The sequence below is a fragment of the Salinibacter sp. genome (assembly GCF_036626415.1).
Taxonomy (GTDB): domain Bacteria; phylum Bacteroidota; class Rhodothermia; order Rhodothermales; family Salinibacteraceae; genus Salinibacter.
The window spans coordinates 44,470-56,301 of record NZ_JAZKRW010000001.1 but is presented as its reverse complement, the minus strand read 5'-3'; the positions used below and the strand labels follow the sequence as shown (position 1 = coordinate 56,301).

Below are 11,832 nucleotides of genomic sequence, written 5' to 3'. Positions count from 1 at the left end.
CCAACCGGCGCTATGCGCGCTCGAAAAGCGCCCCTTCGATCGTGAGGCCCGGCCCGAAGGCCATGGCCACCCCCTGATCGGGCGGGGCGCCGTCCCCCCGGTCGGCCTGCTCAAAGATGCGCTTCAGGACGAACAGAATGGTCGGGGAGCTCATGTTGCCGTAGCGCCGAAGGACCTCTAGGCTCGGCTGCACGTCGCTTGGGGCGAGGCCGAGGACGTCCTGCGCCCGCTCCACGACGGCCCGCCCCCCCGGATGAACGGCCCAGAAGTCCAGGTCTGCCGGCCCCCGGTTGTTGGCGCCCAGAAGCCCATCGACGTAGCCCGGCAGGTGGTCGGCAATCACATCCGGGACCCGCGACGAGAGTCCCATCAGGAAGCCCGTATTGCCAATCGCCCAGGTCATGTCCTCCATCGAGTCGTCGTCCAGGCGACTCTGGCCGTCGACGTAGGTCATCCGGCCGCGGGCCTCCCGGTCCGTCCGTGCAGAGAGCACCGTGGCCGCCGCGCCGTCCGAGAACAGGGAGTTGACGACGACGCTTTCCAGGGTGTCGTCGATCTGGAAGTGGAGCGTGCATAACTCCGCACATACGACCAGCACCCGGGCGTCGGACTGGCTCTGGCAAAAGCTGTGGGCCACCCGAAGCGCGTTAAAAGCCGCGTAGCATCCCATGAAGCCGATAAAGGTACGCTCGGTGTCCGCGGGCAGGCCCAGCCGCTTTACAAGCTCAATGTCGAGCCCCGGGGCAAAGAAGCCGGTACAACTCACGGCCACCACGTGCGTGATGTCATCCGCCCCTGCATCGGCCGCGTCGAGGGCCCGGCCTGCGACGTCTTCGGCCAGCGGAATGGCCGCCTCTCGGTACTTTTCGTTGCGCTCCTTCGTGGAGGGGGCCGGGTCGAGCGACCAGTTCTCCGGAAAGAAGGTAAACGCCTCTGGATCATCCTCCCCGTAGTCGTCCACACACGAGTATCGGTAGTCGATGGCCGATTGCTCATAGAGCGCCGGCAGGCGGGCCCGGAGCGGCTCGGGCAGGCGCTCGATCCGTTGCATGAACTCCGCGGCTTCTGGCTGGGGCTCACGGAGGGATGGGTTGCCGGTCGCAATCGACTCGATGACAGTATGCATGGGGACGCTGGGCGGTCGGGAGAGGGCGGAAGACGCAGGTACAATTTCCCCGAACGCGTAACCCGCGTGGGAGTTGGCCCCATCGCGTCACGGCTGGTTTCTCCGCCGTTCAGCCCGTCTATTTGCACTCCGACCGCGCCTCATGTCCGACCTTCCCGCTCTCTCCCGCGGCGACGTTCGCAACTGGACCGAGCAGCGATTCTTTGATCGGGGAGACACTTACTTCCAGCAAGATCGCATCCAGCATCCTCGGCGGGTGGGAAATACCCTCAAAGCCGAGTGTCGGGGCTCTCAGCCCCAGCCCTACCATGTCGAAGCCACGCTGGACGCAGAAGGGATTTTGGACGCGGAGTGCTCCTGCCCGATGGGCGGGGGCGGGTACTGCAAGCACGTCGTGGCCCTGCTGCTTACCTGGGTTGAGTCGGCCGAGGCATTCTCCACGCAGGCCTCCCTGGAAGAGACCCTCCATCAGCGACCGAAAGGGCAGCTCGTGGATCTTCTCTTGCGGATGGTCGATCGACACCCGGACCTCGAACGGCTCGTCACCGCGTCCGCTCAGGCCGACGCCCCTCTCGATCCCGACCGGTTGCGAAGGGACATCGAAGCGGCCTTCCAGGCCGCCGCCCCGAGCCACGACTACGGTGCGCACTCGACGACAAACGTCGTAGATAATGTGCAGCCGTACCTGAGCTTGGGGGACGACCTGGCCAGACAGGGGCGGCAAGACGACGCAGTGACGGCCTATCGGCTATTCACCGAGATCGGCTGTGAGCACTACCTGAAGATCCCGGGCGACAACGAGCGCCTGGCCGATCTCATCCGGGCCTGCACCGAGCGGCTCGGAGACGCACTCGCGGACATGGATGCCCCTGATCTCCGCGAAGAAATTCTCCGGACCCTCTTCGAAGCATACGTGACGGACCTTGACCTCGGCGGGAACGGCCTCGGCGACGCTGCCAAAAGGATTCTCTTGAACGCCTCCCGGCCCGCGGAGCGACAGCAGATTTCCGAATGGGTGCGCGCTCGTCTGCCCGAGATGGACGGCCCCGCAGACGGCCGCCGCGTGATCGTCCTCGGATCATCTGGGCCCTGGTCCCAAGACCGGACCCGCAAAGCCCTGGGCGGCTTTCTCTTGGACCTCCTCGACGACTCGCTCGACGAAGAGACGGCCCTTCAACTTTGCCGAGACACCGGACGGACGGAGGACCTTGTCGGGCGCCTGTTGTCACGAGGCCGGATGGAAGAAGCGCTCGGTGCCGTAGAGTCCCTCCCCGACCGCACGCTCTTTCGCCTTGCGCCCACGTTTGCGGAGCACGACGCCACCGAGGCGCTGTACAATCTCGGCCTCGACCGGCTCCACGCAGGGACCGATCCCCAGTTCATGTCTTGGATTCGAGACCAGGCCGAGGAGCGCGGCGACCTGGAGCGGGCCCTTTCCCTGAGCCGACGCCTCTTTTGGGATCAGCGCAGCCCCGACGCGTATGAGCGGGTCCGCGCCGTAGCTCGTCGACTGGACCGCTGGGCGGAGGTGCAATCCGACATTCACGATCACCTTCGGAGCCGGGGGGCCTGCCACCTGCTCACTCGGCTTCACCTCGCCGACCGCAATGTGGACGCGGCCCTGGAGACCCTCCCGGACGCCACACTCACCGACCCTCGGTCCTCCCTCGCCCTCGACGTCGCCGAGGCGGCCGAGGCCCCTCATCCGGAGGCGGCCATGGACATCTACACAGATCGCGGTCGGGCCCTCATCGAAGCGCGAGGGCGCGACAACTACCAGACCGCGGCTGCCCTCTACGGGCGCGTGAAGGCTCTGTGCGACCGAGTCGACCCCGATCGCTGGCCCGATGTGCTGGGGGCGCTCTACGACGAGGAGTTGCATCGTCTCCCGGCAGCCCGTGACGAGTTTGAACAGGCGGGGCTATTGTGAGCCGTCCCGCCTGAGGCATGGACCCACGTTGGGCTGAGGCGACCGTCGGTGTGCCGTTTAGACGCGGGGCCGTTGCTTCGAGCGTCGTTTGCGCGACCCAACCGGGCCCAGGCCGGCCGTTCGGAGGCGCCGTTCCATGAGGCGAAAGAACGCCTCCCGCTCCGACGTCCGCACCACGGCCTGCTCATGTGCCTCCGACAGGGCGAGCGGGTAGCCGTCGCCTTTTCGGCATTCCTGGAGGACCGTGGCGTGAACGCGATCCAGAAGCGCTGGGGTCTCGACCACCCATCGGGGCACCTCTACACGCCCGATCTCGCCCCCGGCCGGCCCCGGCACCTTCACGTAGAAAAAGGAGATGTCCGTCCCGGTCGGGTATTCGCCCTGAATGTGCGAGGCCGACCCGAAGACGGCCGATCGCTCCCCCGGAGCGAGCACCGCGTCCAGCACGTGACGGTCGAGCACACCATCCAGCCGGGGCTCAGGCGGAACGTTGGTCGGGCCAACTGGGGGATCAGGCTCAAGGTCACCCCCCACGAACCGGAGCAGGTTGACGACCTCGGTGCTGGCCGGCATGCTCACGTAGGATGCCAGCGCGAGGCCTGCATCCCGGATGTCTTCGAGGTGCTCCGTGTACCGGGCAATCAGCTCGTCTTCGAGGGCCTCGTGGTCCATGCCGCGCACCATCCACCGAATGAGCGTCCCGTCGGCCAGAGCCACGAGGGGACGATCCTGTACCCGAGCCGATGTCGCCGCGCTGAGAAGATGCTCCAGCTCCAATTCGTCACGGAGGGCCGAGACCAGCTCGGTCGTGATTGTCTCGACCCGGGCGTCAAAGCGGTTGTCGATTTCCTCTCGGAAGTGGAGTCTCGGCACCGCGTCGAGGCGCGCGTCTTCTGTAGTGCCGTACTGAAACGCGACCTGGCTCACGTTCAGCAGAAAAAAGGGCGGCTCCACGTGGCGGGCCGGGTAGATCTGTGAGCCGTCAGTCGCCACCACCGTGATGGGAGACGGACGCTCCGGAGGGGCGTGCACGGCGGCGGGCGGCTCGCGCATCTGCGCCACCAAACGACGGGGCTGGGCCGTGGTCACTGCCTCTCGCACCGCCTTCCAGTTCTCGTGGCCAATGCGGAGCAGGGCCCTACACCGTTCCCGCTGCGCGGTTCGACGGCTCGTCCGGTCGGCCTGGAACTCCGTAAACTCGTCCAACTGGTCTCGAAGCTGTCGAAGGTCAAGCATCTCTTCCAAGGATTGGATACGGTCACTTCGAGATTCTGCCGCGCGTTCCGGATATTGGGGATGCCGCTTTGTGCGGGGCGCCCCCCACCAACGTTTGATGCATCCCCTTCCTTCCCTCATGGCCGACCGAACAGCGCGCGAAACCCTGGGCCTCGTCGTGGACGTGGCGATGATGGTCCTCATCGTCGCCAACCTCACCCTCTTGATCGTGGACTGGGGGTTTGCCAGCCCGGTGGTCCAGACGCAAATGCAAAACTACGCCCCGGCGCTATACACCTGGTACGACCAGACGATCCACCAGCATTTTCTGCTATACGACCTCGCGTTCGTCGCGATCTTCGTGGTGGAAATCCTCGTGCGCTGGGGCCTGGCCATCTACCGGCAGCGCTACCACCGCTGGTTCTTCTACCCGTTCGTGCACTGGTACGACGTGCTTGGCTGCATTCCGGTCGGGTCGCTGCGGTCGCTCCGCCTGCTCCGGCTCGTGGCCATGATTCCGAAGCTGCAGCGCACCGGCCTCGTCGACCTCCGAGAGACGTATTTCTACAAGACGTTCGAGAAATACCGCGACATTGTGCTGGAGGAGATCAGCGACCGCGTGACGGTCCGGATCATTGAGGGCCTGCAGAAGGAGATTCGCACAAGCCAGGAGGTCACCCGGCGGATCGGACGCGAGGTGATTGCGCCGCAGCGAGAGGCCCTGATTGAAGCGGTGACGCACCGCCTGCAGGAGGCCACGGCGGTTGCCTACGAGCAACAGCAGGAGGACTTCCACGAGTACCTCGATTCGGTCATCGAGGACGCCGTGGATCGGAATCGCGAGATCAGCACCATTGCCGCACTGCCGGGCGTGGGGCGCCCCGTGGCTACATTGCTGGAAAATGCGATCAGCGACATCGTGTTTAACGTCGTCAACCAGATGGTGACCGACGTCTGCTCGTTCGACAACGACCAGGCGATCACACAGGTCACTTCGGTTTCGGCAGACGCTCTGATGAGTCCCAAATACGACCAGCGACTGAACCAACTCGCCCGGTCGGTCGTGCTCCAATCGCTTGACGTAATCAAGGACCACGTACAAATCCGGCGCTGGAAAGAATCGGCTCCCCTTGCCGCCTCCTCGGAGTAACCTTCTTGCCGTGGCTGCCCTGTACGTTCACGTGCCGTTTCGGAAGGCGCCCCGTCCCCACGACCACGCGTACACCACGCGTGACCCGGCGCCCGGCGCGTCCGCCTACGCGACCGCCCTGGCCCAGGAGATCGGCCGGTACTCCAATTCGCTTCTCACGGATACAGAGCTCCGAACACTTTATGTGGGTGGCGGACGGCCGTCGCTCTGTCCGCCGAAGGCACTGCGTCCGCTCGTGGAGGCTCTGGGGCGCGCGGTTGACCCTTCCGGCTTCGAAGAAGTGACCGTCGAACTGCATCCCGCCGACGCGTCCCCGGCGTACCTGGCAACCCTTCGCCGCTGGGGCGTCACACGGCTGAGCATTGAGGGCCTTTCGTTCGTCGGAGCAGACCGGTCCGAGGGAGGCGCGGCACACTCCCCGAACGACCTCGCGCAGTCCCTCCGACGAGTCCGACGAGCCGGCTTCGACGACTTCTCGGTGGACCTGCGGTTCGGCGGTGCCGGCCTGTCGCGGGCCGCCTGGAAAGCAAGCCTGCACCGGGCCGTAACGTTAAACATTCCCCACCTCACGCTCCACGAGATGACGACGGGCGACCCAGACAAGCGCGCTGACCAGCTGGCCTTCGCCCTCTCTTTCCTCCGGGCCAAGGGCTACGAGCCCTACGAGCTCACCCACTTCGCCCGGCCCGGCCACCGCTCCGGCCACCAGGAACACGTCTACGCTCACGGCTCCGTCCTGGGCCTCGGCCCCGGCGCGGAGAGCTTTTGGTGGCCCGCTCGGGCCGCTCCCTCAACGGCACAGCGGTGGGCGAACGTCGCGGACCTGCCGACGTACGTAGAGCGACTTCAAAACGGCGACTCCCCTGTCGCTCGGACCGAGACGCTGGAGACATCGGCCCTCGCCCGCGAATACGTTCTTCTCCGCCTCCGCACGCTGGAAGGACTGAACCTGAACACCCTTGCCGACCGATACGACGTCGCCCTGCGAGCCCGCAGGCCCAACACGCTGCGGCGCCTTCGCAACGAGGGTCTGACCCACGACGACCCGGACCGCGTGCGCCTGACGGACCGCGGCCGTCTTCTCACCGACGCCATCACACACCGGCTGGTTCGTACGACGTGAGGCATGGCGGGCCCGCTCGCGCTCCTCATGAAATAGACCCGTGGGCCCCGCCTTGGAACCGCCGCACGTTTGCCAAGGTGCTCTCCACAGTCGCCTCAATGCCAACAATTCGCCGCGCCAAGACCGAGGCCGACCTGGACGCCGCCCGTCGCCTGTTTCGGGCGTATGTCGAGGGCCTGGACTTCGACCTCGCCTTCCAAGAGTTTGAGGCGGAGATGAGGGCCCTGCCCGGCCCGTACGCTCCGCCGAACGGGGCCATTTTGCTGGCGGACGTGGAGGAGACGCCCGTGGGCGTCGTGGCCGTCCAGCCGCTCGACGAGGAGGGCGTCTGTGAAATGAAGCGCCTCTACGTGCGGCCGGCCCATCGGGGACAGGGGCTCGGCCGGGCCCTGGCATCGGCACTTATCGAGGAGGCCCGAGCCCTGGGCTACCACACGATGCGCCTCGACACGGTGGCCTCCATGACCGCTGCGCGGCGCCTCTACCGGTCTCTTGGGTTCGAAGAGCGGGACGCGTACTATCACAACCCGCTTCCGGAGGCCGTGTATATGGAACGTGCTCTCTAATCGCCCCCCTCACACTCGCATGCGTCTTGCCTCCCTCCTACTGGTCGTGGCCCTCGGCTCGCTTCCCTTCTCTGGATGCGCGGACGAGGGCGCCGAGACCTCAACGGACGGATTTGAGGTCGAAGGCTCCCTCTCCTTCCTCACTCCGAGCGCGGATACGCTGCGGACGATCGGTGTAGACATTGCCGATACGGACGCCGAACGCAAACAGGGGCTGATGCGACAACGCTCGCTGGGGTATGATCGGGGCATGCTCTTTATCTTCGACTCGGTTGACGAGGGGGGCATGTGGATGAAGAACACCCCGCTTCCCCTCGACATTGTGTTCGTGGCTCCCGACTCGCAGGTCATCAACATTGCCCGCCGGACGACGCCCTTCTCGGAGGAATCCATCGAGCCGGCCGCTCCCCGAAAGTTCGTCGTCGAGGTTCGTGCCGGCTTTGCCGACCGCTTCGGCCTCACGGACAGCACACGGGTCCGGTGGGCACACACCGACTGACCAGCCCGCTCTCCCTCATCTCTCATCCCCTCTCTCATGCGACGCCTACTTGGACTCACGCTCTCGGCCGGACTCCTGCTTCTGAGCGGACTCGCCTGCGGTACCCCCGACCCCTCCGGATCGACCGAGGCCGACACAACGGAGACGATCCCCTTCACCACGGAAGGCCGCCTGGCGTTCATTCAAGATGGAGACTCAACGGTAACCATCGACCTCGAGATTGCCGACACCGACTCGGCGCGGGAGCGCGGCATGATGCAGCGAACGGGGTTCCCCAACGATCGAAGCGGCATGCTTTTCCCCTTCGACGAAGAGCGGCCGCAGAGCTTCTGGATGTCGAATACGCCTGTGGCGCTTGACATCGTCTTCGTCGGCGCGGACTCGCAGATCGTCAACATCGCCAAGTACACCACCCCCTTCTCCAATGAGCGCTATGAGTCCGACGCTCCGGCCCAGTTCGTACTGGAGGTGCCGGCCGGGTTTGCCGACTCCCACGGGCTGCTGGAGGGCGACCGCATTCGGTGGCGACGGCTGGAGTGAGGCCTGGGCGGTCTCCCCGAGGGAAGGCGGGCCCAGAATCGGAAGACGGCGCGTCAGTCCACCCGGACGTACACCGACTCGGGGCCGTCCAGAAATGCACGACTAATCGCAAAGGTGTCCGCCCGGACGCCCCATTGCGCATCCTCAAGGTACTCGCCGTAGGTTGCCCGTCGCTCGAGCGTCTCGTCGCGGTAGACCTCAACGGTGTCGCGGTCCGTAAAGAGGACCGTCTCCGTCCTCCCCGTTGATCTCGGAGTGGACACCCCAAGGTCCCCAAAGCAACACACCGTGCGCCGCCACTCCCATTCGCCACGCAGCGCCGTGGTGTCCGGCGTGAAGCGTGCGAAATCAATCCGCTCCACGCCTTGGGCCGCTTCGTCGGACCCGACGATCGAACAGCCCCACGTGAGCAGGCACATTATGGTCACGGCGGTGAAAAGGCGGGACATGGCAGACGAGGGCATGGTCGGCTCGGGGGGGCGGAAGGTTCAGGCTCACCGTTCCTACACACATCTCCGTGCCAGATGACCACTCGGAAGCACTGCCTGCCCAACGGGTCCCTGACCGTTTCTACACCCCGAACGACTCGCCGCACGCGCACTCTCGAGAGGCCTGGGGATTAGAGAAGTGAAAGCCGTCCCCATTGAGTCCGTGCGTGAAGTCGAGCTCCGAGCCGTCGAGATAGAGCCGGGTCTTTGTGTCGAAGACCACCGGGACCCCGTTGTGCTCCTCCACCTCATCGTCCTCTTTGACGGTCGTTTCCCACCCGAGGTCGTACGTCAGCCCGGAACAGCCGCCCGGCACCACCGCCACGCGAAGGAGGGTCTCGCCCAGGTCTACCTCTTCGTCCGACGCGACCGACTCAATCTGGTCGAGGGCCCGGTCCGTGATCGAAAGGGTCATAGCGAGAGCGAAATGAGTCCACCAGTCAACGGGTTACTCCGTACCGCAGGCCCAAATCGAAAGTTTCTCCTCCCTCTCCTCTTTTCTTTCCGACGCCCCCAATCGCGTCAATCTCATTTCCGCGCCTCGTCATCGACCGCCAACATCCTATAAAAATGTAACGGGCCGAGCGCCCGCGGGAACGACCCCGTATCCCCCCTGTTGTAACCGCACGTTGACACAAGAGAGACAGCGTAAACATCGGTTTACACTCGGGTCCGATACGCCGCCCGAGTTTCCGATGACATTCCGCACCGGATCATGCACGACACCCCAAGGGACTGCTTATGAGCACGTCTGAGACGGAGTATCTAGAGGGAAAGGCCAGCGAGGACTACAAGCATGGCTTCTACACCGACATCGACGCGGAAACGGCCCCCGAGGGCCTGACCGAGGATGTCGTCCGCTACATCTCTCACCGCAAGGACGAGCCGGAGTGGCTTCTGGAGTGGCGGCTGAAGGCGTTCCGCCACGCCCGCGACCGAATCGACGGGGGTGAAACCATCGACTGGGCCCACCTCGACTACGAAGCGCCCAAGTTCGATGAGATTAGCTACTTCTCCGCTCCGAAGGAGACGGCCAGCTATGACAGCATCGACGAGGTGCCGGACGAGATCTTGGAAACGTTCGAGCGGCTCGGCATTCCGCTGGAGGAGCAGAAGGCCCTGACCGGCGTGGCCGTCGACGCCGTGATGGACAGCGTCTCCGTGGCCACCACGTTCAAGGAGAAGCTGGAAGAGAAGGGCGTGATCTTCAAGTCCTTTGGCGAGGCCGCAAAGGAGCACCCGGAGATCGTGCGCCAGCACATGGGCACGGTCATCCCGTACACCGACAACCTGTACGCCGCAATCAACTCGGCGGTCTTCAGCGACGGGTCGTTCGTGTACGTGCCGGAAGGCGTGACCTGCCCGATGGAGCTGTCCACCTACTTCCGCATCAACGAGGCGGGCACCGGCCAGTTTGAGCGCACGCTGATCGTTGCCGAGCCCGGCGCCTACGTGAGCTATCTGGAGGGCTGCACCGCCCCGATGCGCAAGGAGAACCAGTTGCACGCGGCGGTCGTCGAGCTCATTGCCCACGAGGACGCCGAGATCAAGTACTCCACGATCCAGAACTGGTACCCGGGCGACCCGGACACCGGTGAGGGCGGTGTCTACAACCTCGTTACCAAGCGGGGCCTCTGCAAGGGCGACAATTCCAAGATCAGCTGGACCCAGCTGGAGACCGGTTCGGCCGTGACGCAGAAATACCCGTCCGTCATTCTAGCCGGCGACGACTCGGTCGGCGAGTTCTACTCGGTGGCCTTCACCAAGGGGCACCAGCAGGCCGACACGGGCACGAAGATGCAGCACATCGGCAAGAACACGAAGAGCACCATCATCTCGAAGGGCATCTCGGCCGACGTGGCGGACAACAGCTACCGCGGCCAGGTGAAGGTGAGCAAGAACGCCGACAACGCCCGCAACTTCTCGCAGTGCGACTCGATGCTGCTCGGGCCGGACTGCGGGGCGCACACCTATCCGTACATTGAAAGCAACAATCCCTCGGCGCAGATCGAGCACGAGGCGACCACCTCGAAGGTGGGAGACGACCAGATGTTCTACTGCCACCAGCGCGGCCTCGGCGAGGAGGAAGCCCTCAAGCTGATCGTCAACGGCTTCTGTCAGGAGGTCCTCCAGGAGCTTCCGATGGAGTTTGCCGTGGAGGCGAAGGAGCTCCTCGACATCGAGCTCGAAGGCAGCGTTGGGTAGGATCACGAGAGCAGAAGCCCCACGGGGGCGTGCGACGGGGCCTTTCCGTTCACGCTCCCGGGTCTCTTCTGCTCCGGCCTCCAGACCCTGGCCTCTTCTTGCGACCGACGATATTCTTCTCGCGCTACACCACTCACACACAGATAAGACATGGCACTTCTAGAAATTGAAAACCTGCATGTTGGTGTCGAAGATGAAGACATTCGCATTCTCAATGGGGTAGACTTGACCTTGGACACGGGCGACCTCCACGCCATTATGGGCCCCAACGGCTCCGGCAAGAGCACACTCGCCTCGGTCCTCGCCGGGCGCGAGGAGTACGAGGTTCTAGAGGGAAGCATCCGCTACGACGGCGAGGACCTCTTGGAGCTGGAGCCCGAGGAGCGCGCCGAGGAGGGCATCTTTCTTGCCTTCCAGTACCCGGTGGAGCTTCCCGGCGTGAGCATGACCAACTTTCTGAAAGAGGCCGTCAACTCCGTCCGCGAGGCACGCGGCCAGGAGGAGCTTTCCTCCACCGAGTTCCTTCAGCAGATGCGCGAGCGGGCCGACATGCTGGACCTCGACGCCGACCTGACGAAGCGGTCGGTCAACGAAGGCTTCTCTGGGGGCGAGAAGAAGCGGAACGAGATCTTTCAACTCGCGATGCTAGAGCCGCGCCTCGCCATCCTCGACGAGACCGACTCGGGGCTCGACATCGACGCGCTGCAGAGCGTGGCCAGCGGCGTCAACAAGCTTCGGGATGGCGATCGGGGCTTCCTCGTGATCACGCACTACGAGCGCATCCTGCAGTACATTGTCCCCGACCGCATACACGTCATGATGGACGGTCAGATTGCACGCTCCGGCGACAAAGACCTTGCCGAGACGCTGGAGGAGCACGGCTACGAATGGATCCGCGAGGAAGTCGCCGCGGCCGCGGCATAACTGCCCCGCCGTCCCGGTCGCACCCCTGCGATCGGGCTTTTCGGCTGCCCCCTTCTCCGCGTTTCT

Annotated in this window: 12 protein-coding genes; 8 read left to right on the top strand and 4 right to left on the bottom strand. The window is 64.7% G+C overall.

All coding sequences use genetic code 11. The features are described from left to right. Positions 1 to 10: 10 nt before the first annotated feature. Positions 11 to 1,126, bottom strand: coding sequence for a type III polyketide synthase (locus V5A20_RS00255; RefSeq protein WP_332314369.1), 1,116 nt, complete (start codon positions 1,124 to 1,126; stop codon positions 11 to 13). A gap of 142 nt (positions 1,127 to 1,268) precedes the next feature. On the opposite strand from V5A20_RS00255, the gene V5A20_RS00250 reads away from it, so the two are divergent. Next, on the top strand, positions 1,269 to 3,056 hold the full coding sequence (locus tag V5A20_RS00250) for an SWIM zinc finger family protein (RefSeq protein ID WP_332326502.1): 1,788 nt from the start codon (positions 1,269 to 1,271) through the stop codon (positions 3,054 to 3,056). Between the two features lie 57 nt (positions 3,057 to 3,113). On the opposite strand, the gene V5A20_RS00245 is transcribed toward V5A20_RS00250, so the two are convergent. Continuing rightward, positions 3,114 to 4,292 carry a DNA double-strand break repair nuclease NurA gene (locus V5A20_RS00245; RefSeq protein ID WP_332314367.1) on the bottom strand — a complete coding sequence of 393 codons (1,179 nt, stop codon included), beginning with the start codon at positions 4,290 to 4,292 and terminating at the stop codon, positions 3,114 to 3,116. Between the two features lie 118 nt (positions 4,293 to 4,410). Between V5A20_RS00245 and V5A20_RS00240 the strand changes: the two genes are divergently transcribed. From V5A20_RS00240 to V5A20_RS00220, 5 genes are all read left to right on the top strand, one after another. Further along, complete coding sequence (locus tag V5A20_RS00240; RefSeq protein WP_332314366.1) at positions 4,411 to 5,421, top strand: hypothetical protein; 1,011 nt, start codon at positions 4,411 to 4,413, stop codon at positions 5,419 to 5,421. A 10-nt stretch (positions 5,422 to 5,431) separates the two neighbouring features. Continuing rightward, positions 5,432 to 6,544, top strand: a complete 1,113-nt coding sequence (locus V5A20_RS00235; RefSeq protein WP_332314365.1) for a coproporphyrinogen-III oxidase family protein — start codon at positions 5,432 to 5,434, stop codon at positions 6,542 to 6,544. A 98-nt stretch (positions 6,545 to 6,642) separates the two neighbouring features. Then, on the top strand, positions 6,643 to 7,110 hold the full coding sequence (locus V5A20_RS00230) for a GNAT family N-acetyltransferase (RefSeq protein WP_332326501.1): 468 nt from the start codon (positions 6,643 to 6,645) through the stop codon (positions 7,108 to 7,110). A 19-nt stretch (positions 7,111 to 7,129) separates the two neighbouring features. After that, the gene (locus V5A20_RS00225; protein ID WP_332314363.1) at positions 7,130 to 7,609 is read left to right on the top strand and encodes a DUF192 domain-containing protein; all 480 of its coding nucleotides are present in this window, start codon (positions 7,130 to 7,132) and stop codon (positions 7,607 to 7,609) included. Positions 7,610 to 7,645: 36 nt separating this feature from the next. Continuing rightward, positions 7,646 to 8,149, top strand: a complete 504-nt coding sequence (locus V5A20_RS00220) for a DUF192 domain-containing protein (protein WP_332314362.1) — start codon at positions 7,646 to 7,648, stop codon at positions 8,147 to 8,149. A 53-nt stretch (positions 8,150 to 8,202) separates the two neighbouring features. Here the strand turns inward: V5A20_RS00220 and V5A20_RS00215 are convergent, their stop codons facing one another. Both V5A20_RS00215 and V5A20_RS00210 read right to left on the bottom strand, forming a co-directional pair. Further along, on the bottom strand, positions 8,203 to 8,598 hold the full coding sequence (locus V5A20_RS00215; RefSeq protein WP_332314361.1) for a hypothetical protein: 396 nt from the start codon (positions 8,596 to 8,598) through the stop codon (positions 8,203 to 8,205). 121 nt (positions 8,599 to 8,719) lie between these two features. After that, positions 8,720 to 9,052, bottom strand: a complete 333-nt coding sequence (locus V5A20_RS00210) for a HesB/IscA family protein (RefSeq protein WP_332314360.1) — start codon at positions 9,050 to 9,052, stop codon at positions 8,720 to 8,722. Positions 9,053 to 9,378: 326 nt separating this feature from the next. Here V5A20_RS00210 and sufB point away from each other — a divergent pair, with 326 nt between their 5' ends. Next, entirely contained in the window at positions 9,379 to 10,842 is a 1,464-nt protein-coding gene (sufB, locus tag V5A20_RS00205; RefSeq protein WP_332314359.1) for a Fe-S cluster assembly protein SufB, read from the top strand. A gap of 150 nt (positions 10,843 to 10,992) precedes the next feature. Further along, complete coding sequence (sufC, locus tag V5A20_RS00200; protein ID WP_332314358.1) at positions 10,993 to 11,766, top strand: Fe-S cluster assembly ATPase SufC; 774 nt, start codon at positions 10,993 to 10,995, stop codon at positions 11,764 to 11,766. The last annotated feature ends 66 nt before the right edge of the window (positions 11,767 to 11,832 follow it).